21 protein-coding genes and 1 pseudogene are annotated in these 18,898 nt (G+C 55.5%); 12 read left to right on the plus strand and 10 right to left on the minus strand.

Annotation, left to right across the window (positions count from 1 at the left end; translation table 11 throughout):
• The 3 genes from D460_RS34335 to D460_RS0132020 form a co-directional block, all read left to right on the plus strand.
• Positions 1-787, plus strand: a 787-nt coding sequence (locus D460_RS34335) for a type IV secretory system conjugative DNA transfer family protein (RefSeq protein ID WP_037112554.1), incomplete at its 5' end; no start/stop codon positions are given.
• A complete protein-coding gene (locus D460_RS0132015; protein WP_026283766.1) occupies positions 738-971 on the plus strand; it encodes a DUF2171 domain-containing protein in 234 nt (77 codons plus the stop codon). The genes D460_RS34335 and D460_RS0132015, both read left to right, overlap by 50 nt.
• Before the next feature lie 351 nt (positions 972-1,322).
• The gene (locus D460_RS0132020) at positions 1,323-2,558 is read left to right on the plus strand and encodes a DUF763 domain-containing protein (protein WP_026283767.1); all 1,236 of its coding nucleotides are present in this window, start codon (positions 1,323-1,325) and stop codon (positions 2,556-2,558) included.
• 4 nt (positions 2,559-2,562) lie between these two features.
• Here the strand turns inward: D460_RS0132020 and D460_RS37030 are convergent, their stop codons facing one another.
• Positions 2,563-2,874, minus strand: coding sequence for an SDR family oxidoreductase (locus tag D460_RS37030; RefSeq protein ID WP_081620033.1), 312 nt, complete (start codon positions 2,872-2,874; stop codon positions 2,563-2,565).
• Between the two features lie 139 nt (positions 2,875-3,013).
• Positions 3,014-3,568 carry a hypothetical protein gene (locus tag D460_RS36290; RefSeq protein WP_155947909.1) on the minus strand — a complete coding sequence of 185 codons (555 nt, stop codon included), beginning with the start codon at positions 3,566-3,568 and terminating at the stop codon, positions 3,014-3,016.
• A 556-nt stretch (positions 3,569-4,124) separates the two neighbouring features.
• On the opposite strand from D460_RS36290, the gene D460_RS0132035 reads away from it, so the two are divergent.
• Positions 4,125-4,838, plus strand: coding sequence for a Crp/Fnr family transcriptional regulator (locus D460_RS0132035; protein ID WP_018902702.1), 714 nt, complete (start codon positions 4,125-4,127; stop codon positions 4,836-4,838).
• Between the two features lie 266 nt (positions 4,839-5,104).
• On the opposite strand, the gene D460_RS0132040 is transcribed toward D460_RS0132035, so the two are convergent.
• Together D460_RS0132040 and D460_RS0132045 are read right to left on the minus strand one after the other, a co-directional pair.
• Positions 5,105-5,338: a hypothetical protein gene (locus D460_RS0132040; protein ID WP_018902703.1), complete on the minus strand. Its 234-nt coding sequence runs from the start codon at positions 5,336-5,338 to the stop codon at positions 5,105-5,107.
• A gap of 79 nt (positions 5,339-5,417) precedes the next feature.
• Positions 5,418-6,137, minus strand: a complete 720-nt coding sequence (locus D460_RS0132045) for a Crp/Fnr family transcriptional regulator (protein WP_037112556.1) — start codon at positions 6,135-6,137, stop codon at positions 5,418-5,420.
• A 502-nt stretch (positions 6,138-6,639) separates the two neighbouring features.
• On the opposite strand from D460_RS0132045, the gene D460_RS37035 reads away from it, so the two are divergent.
• Together D460_RS37035 and D460_RS0132050 are read left to right on the plus strand one after the other, a co-directional pair.
• A complete protein-coding gene (locus D460_RS37035) occupies positions 6,640-6,996 on the plus strand; it encodes a hypothetical protein (RefSeq protein WP_081620034.1) in 357 nt (118 codons plus the stop codon).
• Between the two features lie 411 nt (positions 6,997-7,407).
• A complete protein-coding gene (locus tag D460_RS0132050; protein ID WP_018902705.1) occupies positions 7,408-8,139 on the plus strand; it encodes a Crp/Fnr family transcriptional regulator in 732 nt (243 codons plus the stop codon).
• A gap of 262 nt (positions 8,140-8,401) precedes the next feature.
• On the opposite strand, the gene D460_RS0132060 is transcribed toward D460_RS0132050, so the two are convergent.
• Both D460_RS0132060 and D460_RS0132065 read right to left on the minus strand, forming a co-directional pair.
• Entirely contained in the window at positions 8,402-9,139 is a 738-nt protein-coding gene (locus D460_RS0132060; RefSeq protein WP_026283769.1) for a Crp/Fnr family transcriptional regulator, read from the minus strand.
• Between the two features lie 621 nt (positions 9,140-9,760).
• Positions 9,761-9,940 (minus strand): DUF3309 family protein, encoded by a 180-nt coding sequence (locus D460_RS0132065; RefSeq protein ID WP_018902708.1) that lies wholly within the window; start codon positions 9,938-9,940, stop codon positions 9,761-9,763.
• Between the two features lie 858 nt (positions 9,941-10,798).
• Here D460_RS0132065 and D460_RS37145 point away from each other — a divergent pair.
• The 3 genes from D460_RS37145 to D460_RS0132075 are packed head-to-tail and all read left to right on the plus strand — an operon-like array spanning position 10,799 to position 12,213.
• On the plus strand, positions 10,799-10,924 hold the full coding sequence (locus D460_RS37145; RefSeq protein ID WP_018902709.1) for a hypothetical protein: 126 nt from the start codon (positions 10,799-10,801) through the stop codon (positions 10,922-10,924).
• The gene (locus D460_RS0132070; RefSeq protein ID WP_018902710.1) at positions 10,921-11,790 is read left to right on the plus strand and encodes a TIGR02587 family membrane protein; all 870 of its coding nucleotides are present in this window, start codon (positions 10,921-10,923) and stop codon (positions 11,788-11,790) included. The genes D460_RS37145 and D460_RS0132070 overlap by 4 nt, the downstream gene beginning before the upstream one ends.
• Before the next feature lie 12 nt (positions 11,791-11,802).
• Positions 11,803-12,213 (plus strand): hypothetical protein, encoded by a 411-nt coding sequence (locus D460_RS0132075; protein WP_018902711.1) that lies wholly within the window; start codon positions 11,803-11,805, stop codon positions 12,211-12,213.
• Positions 12,214-12,444: 231 nt separating this feature from the next.
• On the opposite strand, the pseudogene D460_RS34340 reads toward D460_RS0132075, so the two are convergent.
• The 3 genes and pseudogenes from D460_RS34340 to D460_RS37220 form a co-directional block, all read right to left on the minus strand.
• Positions 12,445-13,053 (minus strand): annotated as a pseudogene (locus tag D460_RS34340) (IS5 family transposase); the annotation flags it as partial.
• 18 nt (positions 13,054-13,071) lie between these two features.
• On the minus strand, positions 13,072-13,551 hold the full coding sequence (locus D460_RS0132080; protein ID WP_018902712.1) for a pyridoxamine 5'-phosphate oxidase family protein: 480 nt from the start codon (positions 13,549-13,551) through the stop codon (positions 13,072-13,074).
• A 167-nt stretch (positions 13,552-13,718) separates the two neighbouring features.
• Entirely contained in the window at positions 13,719-13,883 is a 165-nt protein-coding gene (locus D460_RS37220) for a DJ-1/PfpI family protein (protein ID WP_348625665.1), read from the minus strand.
• Between the two features lie 69 nt (positions 13,884-13,952).
• Here D460_RS37220 and D460_RS37045 point away from each other — a divergent pair, with 69 nt between their 5' ends.
• Positions 13,953-15,026, plus strand: a complete 1,074-nt coding sequence (locus D460_RS37045; RefSeq protein ID WP_026283771.1) for an alpha/beta fold hydrolase — start codon at positions 13,953-13,955, stop codon at positions 15,024-15,026.
• A gap of 190 nt (positions 15,027-15,216) precedes the next feature.
• On the opposite strand, the gene D460_RS0132095 is transcribed toward D460_RS37045, so the two are convergent.
• Complete coding sequence (locus D460_RS0132095; RefSeq protein ID WP_018902714.1) at positions 15,217-16,125, minus strand: membrane protein; 909 nt, start codon at positions 16,123-16,125, stop codon at positions 15,217-15,219.
• A 326-nt stretch (positions 16,126-16,451) separates the two neighbouring features.
• Here D460_RS0132095 and istA point away from each other — a divergent pair, with 326 nt between their 5' ends.
• Both istA and istB read left to right on the plus strand, forming a co-directional pair.
• Positions 16,452-18,005 carry an IS21 family transposase gene (gene istA / locus D460_RS0132100; RefSeq protein WP_026282616.1) on the plus strand — a complete coding sequence of 518 codons (1,554 nt, stop codon included), beginning with the start codon at positions 16,452-16,454 and terminating at the stop codon, positions 18,003-18,005.
• 11 nt (positions 18,006-18,016) lie between these two features.
• A complete protein-coding gene (gene istB / locus D460_RS0132105; RefSeq protein WP_018896424.1) occupies positions 18,017-18,793 on the plus strand; it encodes an IS21-like element helper ATPase IstB in 777 nt (258 codons plus the stop codon).
• Positions 18,794-18,898: the final 105 nt, after the last annotated feature.

Raw genomic sequence — 18,898 nt, forward strand, 5'->3', positions numbered from 1 at the left:
ATTCTCCGGCGTCTACGCCAATGCCATCAAGGAAACGCACTGGCTGAGCTATGCGAATTACGGCGCGCTGGTGTCAGGCTCGAACTTCTCCACCGAGGCGCTGGCCGATGGCGAGACCGACGTCTTCATCAACATCGACCTTAAGACGTTGGAGACCCATTCTGGCCTCGCGCGCGTCATCATCGGCTCCCTCCTCAACGCAATCTACAATCGGGATGGAGCGATCAAAGGGCGCGCATTGTTTCTGCTCGATGAGGTCGCAAGACTGGGCTACATGCGCGTTCTGGAGACGACACGCGATGCTGGTCGGAAATACGGGATCACGCTGACGATGATCTATCAGTCGATCGCGCAACTGCGGGAGACCTATGGCGGTAGGGACGCGTCCAGCAAGTGGTTCGAGAGCGCAAGTTGGATCTCGTTTGCCGCCATCAACGATCCAGAAACCGCTGACTACATATCGCGCAGGTGTGGTACGACGACCGTCGAGATCGACCAGGTCAGTCGCAGTTTTCAATCGCGCGGGTCCTCACGAACACGCTCGAAGCAACTTGCCTCCAGGCAGCTGATCCAGCCGCACGAAGTCCTGCGCATGCGCGCGGACGAGCAGATCATCTTCACCGCGGGCAATGCACCATTACGATGCGGTCGCGCGATCTGGTTCGTCGGCTGGACATGGGAACCAAGCCAGTCGGTAAACGTTGCCACTACGCAACCTAAACGTAGGAGAAAACGCCATGATCGCTGCAGAACAGGTTCAGGAACACATGGAAGTCATCGGCGCTGATGGTGCGCATGTTGGTACGGTGGACCACATGGATGGCACGTCTCGCATCAAGCTGACAAAATCGGACTCTGACGATGGTCAACACCACTTTATTCCTCTGGATTGGGTCGACCACGTCGATGAGCACATCCACCTGACCAAGAGTGCTGAAGACGTTCGTAGTCAGTGGTCCTCCGTCAACTAAAGGTTTCAGGAGCCGCTTCAGCGGCTCCTGTTTTATCGCCTCCGCGGCACCGCCTTATGCAAGAATATTCAGCCATTCTGACAAGAGTCGCAATCACTCGATCTCGACCGGCAAAAAAGATATCTGCAAGACTTTCTCCAAGCACGTCGTGGTCGCTAGTTCGCGCGGGCTTTGTTGAAAACACCCGCTTCCAATCTGCTAGAAAGGCAGTCAGGTACTCCATCCGGCCACCCTGCCTGCGCCACGCTTGGAATTGAGTTCTACCGATGCTGACCGGACCCCTACGGCCGAGTGAGAACTATCGTCTGCTCTGCTTGTGTTTCTGGTCTGGGGCGCCTAAAGGTGACCGCGATGTCAAAGAGATCAGGTAGCGCCGATTTGCCGCTTCACAGCGGACGAGTTCCCCCTTGGTTGGGGGAGCGCATGACCAAGCTTGGCGTTCTTATCGCGGAAGCGATTATCCACCACTATGGCCGTGATGAGTTTTTGCGCCGACTATCTAACCCGTTCTGGTTCCAGTCGTTTGGATCCGTCATGGGCATGGACTGGCACTCTTCCGGTATCACCACCAGTGTGCTGGGGTCGCTAAAGCGCGGTTTGAAACCGCGGGCCAGGGAGCTTGGGCTCCATGTCTGCGGTGGCCGCGGCTCCCATTCGCGGAAAACGCCGGACGAACTTGTTGATGTCGGGCATCGCGTGGGTCTCGATGGCATCGGGCTCGCCAATGTCAGTCGCCTCGTGGCGAAGGTCGATAGCGCTGCGGTTCAGGACGGATTTGATCTCTACCTGCATGGCTTCATCGTTGCCGACGACGGCAAGTGGGTTGTCGTGCAGCAGGGGATGAACGACGCGAGCCGCCAGGCGAGACGGTATCATTGGCTTTCCGAGGGGCTGGAAAGCTTCATCGATTCCCCGCACAGCGCGATCGAGGGGCGAACGCAGGGCGATATCATCAATCTCGCCGACAAGCGCGCGGAGCGTTCTCGCGGCGGACAACTGGATATCCTTGCTTCGCTCGGACCGGATAGAATTGTTCGGGAAGCGTCCGCGCTCGCCCGCAAAGTCGAGGAAGTACCTGCGCCGGAACCGGCACAACTGTCGCTGCCACACCTGATCATGCCCGCTCATCACGATGTCCGCGAGACGGATGTAAACATGAAGCGGCTGCATGGCAGCCTGGCGGCAGCGGCGGATCGCGGTCCGGTCGACTTCCAGGAGTTGCTGATGGTCCCAGGCGTGGGAGCGCGAACGGTCCGGGCGCTTGCGATGGTGGCGGAAGTGGTCCACGGCGCTCCCTGTCGTTTTTCAGATCCCGCGCGATTTTCGATCGCCCATGGCGGCAAGGACCGGCATCCGTTTCCCGTGCCGCTGAAGGTCTATGACGAAACCATCAACGTCATGAGATCAGCCGTTGCGAAGGGTCGATTGGGGCGCGAAGAAGAACTTGCCGCCCTGCAGCGCCTCGATATTCAGGCCCGCCAGCTTGAGCGCTATGTCACCGGCCCCGATCTCAAGGTGTTCATCGCTGGCGAATTTCGAGACAGCGCGAGCTTCGGGGGCCGCAGCGTCTTCGGCTGGGAGGAATGACCAGTCACGCTTTGTTAGTTGTTGTGAAAGTGCCCTTGGTGCTTAACCATGATGCGGCGCCGGTCATGCAGCTCCACAGCTCAGATGCTGGGATCAGATAGGCTCTTGCCACTTCCGCCGGCTGACCGGCGCGGCCGATCATGGTTTGCTCGCCGAGCTTGCTGATCTTTTCTCGCACCATTATAGATAGGATCAGTAGCGTCCAGATCGGCCCGCGAGAGATGGAGTTGACCCGAATGCCTTTCTCACGTTGTCGGCTCGGGCCGGTAAGCTCTGCCTCGCAATGGGTAGCTCCGGGCTGTCCCTGATTCCCGATATCGCAGTCTCTCCATCCCTCAGGCGCTTAAATCAAAGGGTTTCCGGTGTACCTAGGACCGGGGAAACGATCCGCGGGATTCGCGTATCGCTGTCAAAATACACTGAAATCCAGATAGACGGGCAATGTATCTCCGCGGTCAACGCACCGCGTGATACCCACCATAAAGGCCAATACCGATATAAAGCGCGAGAGCGGCCAAAGCGATAGCTAGGCCGACCCAAACCGCGCCTCGGCCGAACCGAACCTTGTCTCGGTTAATTGCTGGGGTGTCGGTGGAGGGCGCAAGGGATGGTTCGTTGTGCTCGTTCATATGAACCTCCTGGTGTTCGTCACTCCAGTGACGTTTTGAAAAGGGCAAAAGTTCCTTTGTTCGATACCGTACAAAGTCTCTCGGCCGACGCCCCTCGTTGTAGTCTGGATGTTGAAAGACATGCCAGTCGTGTCCGTGGTTATTCGACAACTGCTTCACATGTCCAAGATACATACGCTGTTCGCAGAGGTTTGCCGGCCAATTTAGGCCCAATATGCCGGTCCTTTTCGCTACAGGGTGTGTGGAGAACGCAGCCACCGAAGCAAGCTTTTTTGGAAGCAATATGGCGATTATCAGCGAGCCATTCGCCGTCGAAGACCTTGCGTCGAAGTTCAATGAGATGGTCAACACTGCCAGTGGTGTTGAGTAAGTCTGGCTCATCTTTGACCTTGGTTTGGTGGCTGGGCGATTGTGCGAGGATTGGTGCGCGTTTTCCAGCCAGACCATTAACGCAGCAACGACAATTCACGTCTTGCGTGGCGACAGCTGGCTGAATAGCTCGTGACCGGAAGATTGGGTGTGGAGGGGAGACGTGCGTTTTACAAAGTCGTTGAAGTCGCCGTCGGTAGGTCCGTTGTCCACTCAATCACAGTTGTCCTGACCGCTGCCGCCGCTGTTCTGTTCGGACCACCGTTCATCCCGCCGGTCGTGCGCGCGCCGTTAGCGCCTGAGCTTCCAGAGCCGGTGGCTCATTTCCCGACACCCAATGGTGTATGTCGCCAAGCTGAGGAGACAAGTTGAAGAAGGCACGGTGCGTCCCGAAAGGAGTGGCAAGTCACTATCAGCGCAGGGTCTCAACAGTCCGCTGTTGGCAGACCCAGCGTTGCAATGTCCGCCAGCGTACTCAAGAACATGAACAACGGGAGGATGTTATACAGCCGACGAATTTCGGCATTCGAGCCATACTCGCAGCCTCATCCAATATCATTGAAGTCTCATGTCAGCCTTTGATCCGTCAACAACACACAACCGGCTGCTGGCTAGTCTGCCGACGGCAGAATATAACGCTATCGCTGGTAACCTCGAGGCGATCGATCTTCGGCAAGGTTTTGTCGTTGTCGGCGCAAATGGGCCAATCGATTATGTCTATTTCCTGTGTAGCGGTATCGGCTCGGTTATCACTGTCTCGGCGGATGGGAATCAAGCGGAGGCCGGGATGTTCGGGCGGGAGGGATTTTCGCCGACTTCAGCGGGCGTAGGCGGCGCCGTGAGTGTCCACGAGGTGCTGATGCAGGTCGCCGGCTGGGGCTATAGGATGACGGTGGATGCAACACTAGAGGCAATCTCGACCTATCCGGCCTTCGCGAACCTCCTTGCTAGGTTCATCCAGACTTTCGCCACGCAGATTTCCTATACGGTTTTGTCGAACGTCAACTATCAGATAGACGTACGGCTTGCCCGATGGCTTCTCATGTCGCACGATCGTGTCGACGGCGACCAGATTTCGCTCACCCACGACTTTATCTCTTTGATGCTTGGTGTGCGGCGCCCGAGCGTTACCACCGCTTTGCATGTTCTCGAGGGAGAGAAATTCATCCGAGCGGAGAGAGGCCTGATTACAATCCGCAACAGACGTGGTTTGGAGGAGTTTGCCGGTGATTCATATGGGCGGCCCGAGGAAGAATACCGGCGCCTTATTGGAACATTCTAGCGCGGTGCGACAACGGCCGAACGATATCGTTCACGCAGCGTTCATGGGGAAATCCGACTCGGTTCTGAAAATATTAGCCGCATGCCGTCGTCAATCTGGAGCTGGAGGAGGGGCTGAGCTGCGGCGGAGAACACTTAATAGACTAGCGAGAACGTATGACTGCGATCATGGCCTGGAAAAATCAGGCCGGTCGAACCGCACCTTGGTGCAGCAGCACGGCTGGTTGCCGCGGACCACGATCAGGTCGCCGCCGCTGGCTTGCGGGATTAGCTAAACTTGATCACGTCGCGAAATGGAACTGTGGCAAGGAGGTTTCCCTTTTCATCTGTGATCTCAAATCGCATTCCGTCGATACGCTGATCATACAAAATAAGCTCCGCAACCATTTCTCTCGCGGATTTCGTCGCTTCCCATCGCGCTTCTTCGAGCGAGGGTAGGTCAATCCCCTCTTCGTCGATATCTAGGTTCTCATGTGAACGAACGTTGAAATAGAAGAGCATTTTTTCCTCCGTAAGCGGGTTAAACGAAGGCTAAGTGTTGGCGGTTCCATGCACACTGAATGTATCACATCAAGATGTTTTACGGCTTGTTGTTCGCCCCCGCCCCCAGTAAGCGCTCGAACTCGCGCTCAGGCAGGCCATAGCAACCAGCTGCAAATCGCTCGAGCCCTTTGCGGTTGATCACGATGATCGTTCCACGGTTCGAACGAATGAGTTTGAGGCCTTCAAGGATGTGGAGCGCAGTTGTCACGCTCGGCCTACGTACACCGAGAAGGAAGGCAATATATTCATGCGTGATCTCAAGTTGGTCCGCTGTCAACCGATCTTGGCACATAAGTATCCAGCGGGCCAGGCGCTTTTCGACCTGAAACTTGGCATTGGCGAGCGCGGTATAAGCTACTTGCACGGCGAAAACGTGCATGAACTTGATGAAAGGGACTTGCATTGTCGCGCTTGAATTATTTACCGCCCGCATTCTTTCAACCGGTATACGATGTCCGCGGCCGGCGACCTGCATTTCTATCAGGTATGGCACCAATGTGTCGCCAATAATCGTTGATGTCGGCACAAATCCCTCGCTGCCGAACATACCAGCTTCTGCCTTCTTTCCATCAGGGAGCACGCTCATCACGGCGCCGATTCCGCTTTCGGGAAAATAAACGTATTCCAGTAAGGTGTCAGGTCGTGCTATCGGATAACGGGAAGGCAATTCGACCTCTTCCAGATATGGAGCAAGAAGCGCGAAATCTTGGTCACTTAGGGATCGCAGAATTCGGTTCGACATCTGTGACTTTTTCATTTCGTTCGATCAACCCCGACTGTTGATGCAGATCGCCGCTATAAGCCGCGTTATCAAATTGTCCCTAGTGCCGACACGACAAGGTATAATGACAAAAATGCTGGCAAGTCTTCGAAAAGGGCGCGAATGATCCGGTCCAGTGAGTGGAGTGTTTTTCGCTCAAGCGACACGCACCCACCTTTCCGAACGACGCTCGACTTACTGCTTGGCATGGGCTCCCGCCTTATCGTCAGGCCACCTGGCCAGTCCTGAAACGCCGCTCATGCTTGCAAACAGAGACCTCCGCGGCCAGGCTGTCGCCTGTCGAGCTCCCACACCCTTACCCCCCAACGCACAGCTGACACAAACATTTGTCTGGCGCCGGTTTAAGTCGCCAAGCTGTGACGCATCAGCAGACCCAAACTGCTCAATTTTATACAGAAGTCAAATAATCATCTTTTATAATGTGTCAAACCTTTTGTGGCGACCGACGTTAATTGGTTGAACACAAAGGAGATCGGTTATGACACACGAAAGCGGACAAAAAGAAAAGGTTATCGAAACAGCGACCGAGGCCAGGCAAGGTAGTTTTGGACGCCCAGTCTTGGTAGTGCTGGTTTGCAGCCTGATCTTGGCTTTGTTGGCATGGGGAGGTGTGGAAATTTGGGGCGAAAGTACGGACACTGACCGTAGTACACCGACATCCTCCAAACAGGATCCAATCAATTCGCAGCCATCGGGACCGGCCGCCTTCGATGACAACGCGCCCGATGGCACAGGACGTCCGCCTCAAGCAATGGATCGTAGCCCGACCCCATCTGGGAATGGCGGGGGTCCCACTCAGGTCACAACGCCAAACGGCACGGAAAAAGTCAATTAGCAGCTCGCTAAGATGTCCTGCGGTGGGTGCGAGCCGTAGACGAATGCTTTCATCGCTCGTTAGTTTCGCAAGGCGAGTGCGTCGGGTCTGGTTACGGTTAGGTTGACACCCTCTCAAAGACGACGCGCTACGATTTCCGTGCCTCGTCGCATGGAGCTGACATCGCGACCATCGACCATCACCTGAACGAAGGGCTCGGTAAACCAGCGTCAGAAGGCGACAATGGCTGCCACCGCGAAAGCGGAGTTGAAATACCCCGCCATTCATTGATTGAGCCGCCGGATCAACTCGTGTGACTGCCGCGTGTAGCCAGTTGCCTGCAGTGCTAAGATCGATCACCTTTGCCGCCTCATGGGAACTTTGATAGTTCCTAAGTGTTGAGATATCGAAGTGCTCGCGGAGGAACCGGTTATGTCATTCATGACGATTGATCGTTTGAAAATAACCAATCACCTCCTCAAGCGCCTTCCTGAAGCAACTTACGGATTACTGCAGCCTCAGATGGAGCGGATGTCTTTGCCTGTACGGTTTTCGCTCATAAAACCGAATCGCAGCACGGAATTCGTGTATTTCATTGAATCGGGAATTGCATCAGTGGTGGCCAATAGCGAAAGCGGGCAAAGCGTGGAGGTCGGTCATCTGGGCCGTGAAGCAATGGCCGGTGGGCATGTGATCCTCAAGGCGGACCGCACTCCAACCAGCACCTACATGCAAATTGGGGGCGAAGGTATTCGTATTCCCGTCACGACTTTCAATAATGCGCTTGCCAACAGCGAAGACGCGCGCGTTCTCTTTCTTCGATACATGCAGTATCTTTCTATCCAAGTGGCCCAATCGGCCCTGGCGAACGCGCGCTACGACGTTCCGGCGCGCTTGGCTCGATGGCTACTGATGTCCCACGACAGGGTTGATTCCGATGATCTACCGCTCACGCACGAATTCTTGGCGCTAATGCTGGGCGTCCGACGCTCGGGAGTAACTGACCAGCTGCACATCGCCGAAGGGGTTCATGCGATCAAGGCCACGAGAGGGAACATCCGCATTTTAAACCGGGAAAAGCTGATGCAAATTGCAGGCGATTGTTATGGATTGCCGGAGCGTGAGTATGCGCGGCTCATCGCAGCGGGCGAGCCTGCGCCTTAGGATTCTGATTGGAAGACGGCCATGCCAGTCTACTATTTTCATGTCGTCAGCCGTAAGAGCAGGGCTGGACACACACGAAAAATCGAGGACTTAGAGGGTACGGACTGCGCTGATCCGTGCGCCGCGAGAGTTGAGGCGATTGCTAGCGCACGTGATCTTATGGCGCATGCTATCCGCGAGGGATGGGACATCTCCTCAAGATCGATCGAGGTCTACGATGCTGACGGGAGTGTGGTTCTGACGCTGCCCTTCCGCGAAGCTATCAACGAGGCCGAATAGTTGCGTTCAACGGCTTACGGAACAGCTCTTCGTAGATCTGTTCCGGTGTTCCGTAGCTGCCTGCCGCGATTGCCTCAAGTTTTTGCCGGTCTAGGATGCGAACATTTCCGCGGGTCGCCCTAATGGCATGGATCCCCTCAAGCACATGCAGTTCGTTAGTAATGCCGGAGCGGCGCACGCCAAGCATCAGCGCGAGAAATTCGTAGGTCAGCGGAAGGTCGTGGCTAAGTAGCCTGTCATGCACCATCAGCAGCCAACGGGATAGCCGTTCGTTGATGCTGTAACGGGCATTCGCTAGCGCGGAGTTCGCAAGTTGAAGCGCGGCGTAATGATTATATCGCAGGAGCAGTTCGAGGAACAGCGCATCTCTGTCGGCGATCTTGCGCAAACAATCTGTTGGCAACGCATATCCATGTCCGGCCACTTGCATGAAGGTTCTATTCGGCGTCGTGTCAGCCCCCAGCACGGTATGAGCCGCGGACATACCTTCAAAGCCAATGTGCCCGACCTCCACGCTTTCGCCATCCGCGCTCATGGCGATCATAGATGCGAGTCCGCTCTCGATGAAGTATGCATGTAACGGCCGTTCATTGTTCTCGACCAGGACTTTTCGCGATGGAAGTTCGACAGGTGTGAGATGCGGCATCAGAGCGGACAGACTGTTGTCAGGAAGGGCGCTTAAGATTCTGTTCCTAATATGCGCCAATTCAATGCCTGCCATTGCCATCCCCGAGTCACCGATTAACCGGCTCCAGCGGCGACAATAGTCGGGAATGGCATGTCAATTCCATAGGGGCCACGCATCTGTGCGGTTTCGACAATTTCCCTACCAGATGCGCTAAGCCATTGCTTCTACGGGACTTGCACTGTCATCTTTGCTACGAAGAGCGGCGGTTACGCCGGTCGTACGTGCGTTTCAAGCGGGTGACCATCTCGGGATGATAAACGCGACTTCACACTGTCACGAAGGCGCGGACTAACGCGATTATATGCCTCGGTTTATCAAAATCAGAACTCAATGCTCTTCAAAGTCGACCGGCCGCCGATGACGCCTCCCCGCATGGGCGGCGACGTCGCCTTATAGTGGTGAGCGCGACCTTAGCTATCGACAGGCGAGCGTCAATCGGCCTTTTGCCAAGAAAGGGACCTGCGGGCACGCCTCGGCTTTGAATTCAGTGTTCCCCGCTGGCCGTCCTACTACGAATTAGATTTAGCCTTACAGCGACAAGCCGACGATTGGCTTACTTGCGGGTGGCGTCGATGTTTTGGCCCAATCGATAGGTTTCTCATCGCCGAAAAGACCCGTGCGCAATGCACGGGCCTGTTGATCGTGCTAGGAAGCTTAGACAGGTGGAGCGGCGCCGCCGTGGAGCGCGCCGAGCAACCATAGGACAATCAGAATCACCACAATCAGCCCCAGTACGCCACCTAAGCCTCGGCCGCCGTAGCGCCCATGTGCGTAATATCCTCCGCCTCCGCCGAGCAGTACCAAGATAATCACGATAATAAGAACAGTGCTCATGTGCTTTTTAACCTCTATTTCAATGACCTATGATTACCCAACGCGGCCGATGTCATGAAGTTCCGCCTGTGGTTGAAACTTATGTCACGCCAAATCGCGATCGTCAGCGAGCAACCACTGTAATGGCGAGTTGATTTCCTAGTCCACCGTGCGGCCAGGTCCCAGTGCAACGCGTTGCGCAGACATATCGAGGTCGAACACACGTGCCGGTCAGGACACGGGGAGCGAAGAGCTCGTCTCATCTGAGATTAAATGAGTGAGGTGCAGCCTTAGACCGTTCAAGACGAACTAATGCGCTGTTCCGTACGTTTCCCAGGCGCGTACGAACGGGCGACGGGCACGTAAGATTTGGTTGTTAGCTCGTTCTGGATATTGATAGCTTTGCGGTACGGACGATATCTCGGCCATTTGATGGAGTCCGGCGAGGTCGATTGGCGTCGGGTTCATCGTTGGAAACATCGCGACGGCAGTCAAGGGCTTCAAGCACGCTTTGAACGATATCCCAATCTTTGGGGGGAAACAGCTCTTGATCATCATTCGCGTCTATGGGCTAGTCTCTCGCGGCTGGGCTTCGCCCTTGTAGTGATACTATTCTGCTACGCTGGTTTGACCCTTGATCCCAGTCGAGTGGCCAGCGTGGGCAAACGCGCTAGATTGCATCCGTCAACCACTCTTTGCCCGCGTACTTTACTTCTTTATTACAACGTTTTCGGCGCCATTCGGCATCTGCAACCTTGTCGGCGCCCAGCACCGTCGAGTAAAGTTGCCATTCGTCGCCGATCTTCGAGCTGGGCTTCACCGTCTCCAGTGTATCGGCACGATCGAGACACTATAGGAATACTGACGATGGAAACCTTAATGTCCATGACAGCGCTGGTTTCCGCGGCGCTTGCGCTTTTGTGGCCGACGCGATTGTCGACCGTGGCCGCCCTGATCCTGAACGGTGCGGCATCGGCATTTGGGTGGTGGAACCTGATAACATGAAACAAGATATGGCTCGACCGCCAATTGCGAGAGGTCTCGACACGGACAAGTTTCTAGCAGGTATCGCAAGAGGAATTGCCGGCGCACTTCTCTTTGCCTTACCGATGCTGATGACAATGGAGATGTGGGAGCTAGGATTTTACATGGACCGAATGAGGCTGCTAATTCTCATGGTCCTCAACCTGCCACTACTCATCGTCCTGTCGGACCGCGTCGGTTTCGAATACACCACAAACTGGCGCGAAGCTACGAGGGATGCGAGCATTGCCTACTGCCTTGGTATAGTCGCAAGCGGACTGATATTCGTTGTGATCGGCGTTATAACGCCCGATAATACACCTCACGAGATCATTGGCATGATCGCCGTGCAATCCGTACCCGCTAGCATTGGCGCGATGCTTGGACGGAGCCAATTGGGTGGGCAGTCCCAACAGGACGATAACGACAGTGACGATCCGGTGCACGAACGCGAAACCGGCTATGGAGGGGAATTGTTCCTCATGGCCGTTGGAGCGCTTTTCTTGAACCTGAATGTTGCGCCAACGGAGGAGATGATCCTTCTGTCCTTCAAAATGACGCCTTGGCATGCCGTCCTCATAATTGTGGCTTCCCTCGCGCTCATGCACGGATTTGTTTACACGCTCTCATTTCGAGGGAGCCACGACCTTGCCGAGGGAACGCGAAGCTGGCATGCCTTCGTGCGCTTCACTATCCCGGGTTACGTCATCGCTGGATTAATCAGCGCATTTTGCCTGTGGACATTTCACCGCACTGACGGCGTCGGAGCTACAGAAATATTGATGATGATCGTCATCTTGAGTTTTCCTGGTGCGATCGGCGCTGCGGCCGCCCGCTTGATCCTGTAGGAGCCCAAAAAAATGACGAAAACGACTGTTGCCGCAAACATCGAAACGAACAAACCTCATTGGATAGAGTGGGCAACGGGGGCTGTGTCTGCTGTTGTCGTCCTTGCGGTTATCATCTGGATCGGCAAGGACGCGTTGACGGATCGCGACACGTCCCCTGACCTTGAAGGTGGCGTTCTTCGAGTTGAAGAACGCAGTCATGCATTTCAGGTACTCTTTGAAGTCCGAAACGGTTCGAGCCAGACCGCGTCACAAGTAGCCGTAAGGGGAGAAGTGTTGGAGGGGTCAAAACTGTTGGAAACGGCTGAGACGATCCTTGACTATGTTCCCGGCCACTCGAAGGTCGTGGGCGGCCTGCTGCTCCAAAACAACCCACATGGAAAGACGATTTCCATCAGAGCCACCTCGTTCAATATGCCATAAGCGAATGACTATGGACGCGTGGACGACAACTGGTTGAGCGGCGAAGCGGTGGCCGAGTTTTTGGGTTTGAGCCGCAGCTTAGGCGCAGTCTGATAACCGCTGATGGTTGTGGGTTAAAGCTCTCTGCGAAGCAAACCGCGCGAAAACCAGAGTAGATCAGAACTATCCACTCTATAGTCGTTGGTCGGTCTCCACGCCCCGCGCTCAAGTCCTTAAGCATAGGGCGTAGACTCATAACGACCTGATCCAGATGCGGGTAGCGAGTAGTTTTACGGCTGCTAGGAAGTTTTGGGGGTCCTTGTCATATCGAGTGGCAATCCCTCTGAACTGCTTGGAGCTTGTTGAAGAATCGCTCGACGAGGTTTCGCTGCCTATAGACCCATGAGCTGAACGGAAAGCTCGCCTTGCGGTTTCGCTTTGCTGGAATATTGGCCCACGCCCGTTTTGTTTTTGCCAAGGTTCGAAGGGCGTTTGTATCATAAGCCCTGTCTGCCAAAATTGGCACCCTTTCCGATATCCTTCAGCATTGGCTCGGCGACCCTGCTGTCGTGCACTTGTCCTGGGGTCAGGTCGATGCCAATTGGACGGCCATCTGCATCGACAAGAGCATGGATCTTCGTCGTCAAGCCGCCGCGGGAACGTCCCATGCAGCCATCGTCTTGATCCCCCTTTTTCCCGTGGCCGCATGTTGATGAACGCGGACACAGGAACTGTCGATCATGACAATATCGCCGTCGAGCGCCCTTGAGACCTCCTCCAGAACATGGTCCCAGACACCAGCCTTTCTCCAACGGTCAGACGATTGTAGCAGGTTGTGTAGGGGCAATAGCGCTCAGGTACAGAGTACCAGGCACCTCTTTACATATCGACTTTTTCATTGTCTCCCATGTCAGGCCTCGCATTTCCTAACGCGGCTGCTGCCATCTTGATATAACTCACGATCGTACCAGGACTGCTCCAGTACTCGGCAAATGATGGGGTGACTTTGAGCACCCGAATAGCCGGATCATCTGGGCTATCCCACCAAGCCTTGGCAGGCGTTGACCAAAGCTCGGTGATGCGCTCGCGGTCATTGCTAATCTCCGCCAATCCCGATATCGACACATACTTGTGTCCCTTGCTATCGGCGAATGCCAGGCAGACATGTGGGTTGTGCGCAATCTCTTCATCTTTGTGCGCGTTCACATCGGTCAGGAAATAGAAAGCGTTCTCTAAGCGCTCGGGATGCGCAGCCATCGGCCGCGCCCGAAGATCGCCCGAAGTTTCGGTTGTTAACATGCAAAAGCCAATCTTCTCAGCAAGATTCCAGACGGTGTCGAGGTGGTTGATATCTGTCATAGTTACCTCCAAATTTACTCGTTAACGGCCCATGGCAGTCGAGGTTCCGTACACACGTTAGCGATACCTTCTGCAGGCGCTGACTGGCGCTCACCGTCACGTTGATGGCCAGGCGGTAAGCAAAATAGACTACGGCCACATGACCGCCGAACTAGCGGCTATCTGCCTCACTTTACATCCGCGATCTCCTCGATGATCCTCGCGCAAAAAGCTGGAAGGTCGCCCGGCTTTCGGCTTGTCACCAAACCTTTGTCACTCACCACCTCCTGATCGATGCATATGCCGCCCGTGGCGTGTCTGAATGGCAACAGTATGAGAAATGAGGTGTGTATAGCGCTGTGCGCTATTCCAATCAGCCGCGGTCTATATAGGTACCAATCGGTTTCGAACCGAGGTCCTGAATGCGTATCATTATTTTGTTTGTATTGCTTGCATTGTCGTCTTGCACACGTCCAGGTCCGGAAACGTTGACGTTGGTCAGCCGACACACGGGGCAAAAAACGGTTACTATCCTCGTGGCCTCCGTCCGGGTTCCCTCTCACACCGTTCCGTACGCGTTTACCGCTGGGCGCGCGGACAGATTGCGTTATCTAAAGGTGACGGTTGCTATCCCCCCGGGGCACAAGCCTCCCAACATAGAGTGGCCGAAAGGAACGCCCGATCCGACGAAAGCCTTCGCGGTTGTCGGCAGGGAGGAACTCAGTCAGGCCCAGTTTGTCGCCGAAACTAGATCAGAGGGCGCAGCGGGCATCTTTGTCCATGGCTACAACTACAACTATCAGGAGGCGCTTTATCGCCTTGCTCAGATGACGGCCGACTCCGGGATGACTGGTTCGCCAATTCTTTTTGACTGGCCGTCTCAAGCTAGTATTACGGGTTACGTCGCCGATCGAGATTCTGCCGCGTTTGCTCGCGACGATCTGGTTTCCGTTCTTACCGTTCTCGGGAAATCTAACGTTAAAACTACGATGTTGGCACACAGCATGGGAGCATGGTTAGCGGTGGAATCAATCCGCCAACTCAGTCTCATGGGGAGACGAGATGTCCTCAGGAAGGTAACCCAGCTCATTCTGGCGGCGCCCGACATCGACGTCGACCTGCTGCGCAAGCAACTCGCCGCGACGCAACCGCTGTCCCAACCTATTGTCATCCTGGCCTCAAAGGACGATATGGCCCTATCCCTGTCAAAACGACTAGCAGGTTCGGCGGCCACCGCCGGTTCGCTTGACATTGCTGAACCTAGGACCAAAATGCTTGCTAAGGAGAACAATCTGGAGATCATTGACATTTCCTCACTGCCATCCCTAGAAGGTACGAACCATGATCGTTTCGCAGCCTTGGCGGCTGTTTATCCCCAGCTTCAAAATACGGGTGAGCCTAACCCCGTGGCTGGTACGGGTGCTCTCGTACTCAATGGAGCGGGTGCGATCGTGTCGGCCCCATTTCGAATTGGTGGAACCATTTTCGCAAAGTAGATGATCAGAGAGTGACCGAGATAGCCTAGGTGCAGATGAGATCTGCTAAATATAGCTCCATCCAAATTTCCGCGAAAAGCCCGCCGGTTGGTGATCGGGTGACGGGCATCGGAAACACACAACGCTTGCGACGCGGAGGAGGAGAACGCCACCACACGGCCAACCATGTGGTGGGGCGTTTTGCCACTCATTATGCAAGCGGCCCTCGATCCATCAGGAAAATATCTTCTTTTTCATCGCGCTGCCTACCACCGAACGCTGCAGCGGCGCTCGAAATAAAGGCGCCAATGAGGAGAGAGATAGAGCCTATCAACGCCGTTGTCGCGGCGGCTTTCCGGGCCTTATCAGCGGCGGCCTGGGCTGCAACCTTGGCGTCGTCGATTTGTTTCAAGACCGTGTCGACGCGGGCACGGGCGTCGGCCTCCGACAAACCGGTACGCGCTGCGACAATGCTAGCTATGTACGCCTTGTCGCCATCTGGCACCTCACCTTTGGCCGCATCGTTCAAGAGTATACGTGAGACTTCCGCGGATGCGGCTCCATCGTCCCTCGACGCATTCGCTGCGACGCGTTCTGGACGCAAAAGGGCATCAGTGAAGTAGGAGGTCGAAAGATCCGTCTTGGATAGCGAAGATGAACCGACGGCCGTCCCCGCGGCGCCCCCTACCGTTGCCGCTGCACCGGCGGCATTTGCCCCCGCCCCGGCCAGCGAAGTTAAGGATGACGTTAGAAAGCCTACCACAAAGACGGTCGCCACGGCCCAGCTAATGAATCCGTGAGCCGTATCGCGGAAAAAGACCTCGTCAGTATGGGCTGCCACCCATTTGGTGCGAAGTCGGCCTGTCAGATAGCCGCCGAGAGCTGAGGAAAGCCACTGGACCACGACGAGCCAGATCGCTGCCGTCACGCCAACCGCTGCGGCGGAACTGCTTTCGCCTGACCAAGGCGAAACCATAGTTAGGCCAACGCCTGAACCGAGAAGCAATAGGATTAGCGTGGTGCCGACTGCCGCAAATGCACCACCAAAAATAGATCCCCACGACATCGCGGACTTGGAGGACTCGAGGGGGACGGTTTCATTTGCTTGCGAAAGGGACATGATTGTCTCCTATCGCATGAATAACGCGAGAAGAATAATGATTGGCAATGGCACACCGAGAAGCCAAAGTAGAATTCCGCGACCCATAATTAAATCTCCCATTAGATTTATGATTGCGACTTTGTAACGTCGAGGTCGCGCAATGGTTCCGAAAGTGCGGGTTTCACAAAGTCGCGGACAGGCATTTCAGTAAGTCGCGGACACCGATTTCACTAAGTACGGGACAGTGATTTCAGTAAGTCGCGGACAGTTCTTGCGGCGGATTTTGATCGATTTTCGTGAGCGCCGATCTGGCACATTCCCCTCGTGGTTTGAGCGAGGACATGATGCCCAGGCGGAAGCAAGCGAGACATACTGACGTGAAGGATATCCGATCGATCCTGCGGCTTACCTTCGAGCAGGGATTATCGATACGTGCCGTTTCCGAGCGGCTGAAGATCAGCAAGACATCGGTTTCGACGTACCTACTGCGGGCAAGGGAAGCTGGGCTTGCGGTCTGGCCTCTACCTGCGGGCCTGGACGAGGACGACGTTCTCGAGCGTCGACTATTCCGGCGTATGGGACGGCCTCCACGCGATACCGTCGAGCCAAACTGGCCAAAGATGGCCAGCGAGCTGAAGCGCAAAGGCGTCACGCTCCATTTGCTTTGGCAGGAATATCGGGAAGCTCATCCGGATGGCTATGGCTATACGTGGTTTTGCGGCCGGTTTGCCGATCATGAAAGCCGAGCCAGGCCCACCTACCGCAGCCGTCACGTTGCTGGTGTCGCGATGGAATGCGACTATGCTGGCCATACGATCCCGATCATCGATCCATCGACTGGCGAGATCCGCGCAGCTCAGATCTATGTCGCGGTTCTGAGCGCGTCGCAACTGACGTTCGCCTATGCCAGCTTCAGCCAAAAGCTGCCCGACTGGATTGAGGCCAATCAGCGGGCCTTTAGTTACTTTGGTGGCGTTACGAAGACGACGATCTGCGACAACCTCAGATCGGCTGTTGCCAAGGCTCTTTGGTTCGAACCCACACTGAATTCGACGTTCGCCGCTTTCGCCGAGCATTACGACACAACCGTTGTTCCGGCACGCCCGCGACATCCTCGCGATAAGCCGTCTGCTGAAGGGACGGTCTTGATCGTGGAACGGTGGGTTCTAGCGAGGCTTCGCAACGAGCGCTTCTTCAGCCTTGTCGATCTTAATATCCGCATCAGCGCTTTGATCGAGGACCTCAATACCCGAACCATGCGGCGATATGGAAAATCTCGCCGCGCATTGTTCGACGAAGTCGAACGCTCTCAACTCAAACCTTTGCCGTCAACGCCGTTTGAGTATTCGGAATGGAAAACCGCAAAAGTCCATCCCGACTACCATATCGAAGTCGACAAGACCTTTTATTCCGTACCGCATGGGCTGATCGGACGACGGGTCGATGTCAGGCTGACGTACCGGGCGGTTGAGATCTTCTTCGACCACAAACGTGTCGCAAGTCACATCCGGAGCTCGCAGCGTTCAGGCCACGTCACCGTCAATGAACACATGCCTAAGGCGCACCAGCGCTATGCAAACACGACACCCCACTCGTTGCGCAGCGAAGCAGCAAAGGTCGGGGTTAATACGGCGACGTTCATCGAGCGTCTCCTCAGTGATCGCCCCCACCCGGAACAGGGCTACCGATCTGCTCAAGGCGTTCTTTCCCTGGCGCGTCGCTACCAATCCGATCGGTTGGAGTTGGCTTGCGAACGGGCGCTGGTGATCAACGCGCTGAGCTATTCGTCTGTCGCCAACATTCTCAGATCTGGTCTCGATCAGGCTCCGGCCATGACCGAGGCTGTGAAGCCGGCCCCGCCGCACGGCAATATCCGCGGCAAAACCTACTATCAATAAGAGGACATCAGATGCTGACACATCCAACACTTGAGCAAATGAGTGCGCTTGGTCTGGCCGGTATGGCAACGGCCTATCGCGAGCTCCTGGAGCAGGCTCATGGAAATGATCTGAGCTTCGACGAACGACTGGGGTTGATGCTTGACCGCGAGATCGCTCTCAGAACGGACCGTAGACTGACAAACCGGCTCGCCACCGCCAAACTCCGTTTTGCCAATGCTTCCATTGAAGACATCGATTTTGGAGCGCACCGGGGACTGGATCGCCGAAACGTCCTGTCTCTGGCGCAGGGTGCATGGCTCAAGGCAAATGAAAACTTGATCCTGACAGGCCAGACGGGCACCGGAAAGACGTGGATCGCGTGTGCCTTTGCACGCCAGGCGGCCCGCCTCGACCACTCCGTTCTTTACGTTCGCATGCCACGGTTATTTGAGGACCTCGCGCTTGCCAGACTGGACGGACGCTTTCCGCGCCTCATCGACAAGCTTGCACGCGTTCATCTGCTGGTGCTTGATGACTGGGGAACCCATACCCTGAACGATCGGCAGCGCCTCGATCTGCTGGAAATCTTTGAAGAAAGATACCGTCGGAAATCCACTCTGATCACGGCCCAGCTTCCTGTGGCCGCATGGCATGAGATGATCGGCGAGGCAACTCTAGCGGACGCGATCCTGGACCGTATTGTTCACAATGCCCACCGTATAACGCTCGAAGGCGACAGCATGCGGAAGCGGAAAACACCAACGCTCTTGACCGGCGCCGAAATAAACGAAATCAATCACCCATAACAGCAACCAGGCTGGCGGAACTCGATCGAGCACGCTGTCCGCGACTTAGCGAAATGCTTGTCCGCGACTTGCTGAAATCGCTGTCCCGATTCATTGAAATCCGCA

Source organism: Rhizobium sp. 2MFCol3.1 (assembly GCF_000377565.1).
Classification (GTDB): Bacteria; Pseudomonadota; Alphaproteobacteria; order Rhizobiales; family Rhizobiaceae; genus Rhizobium.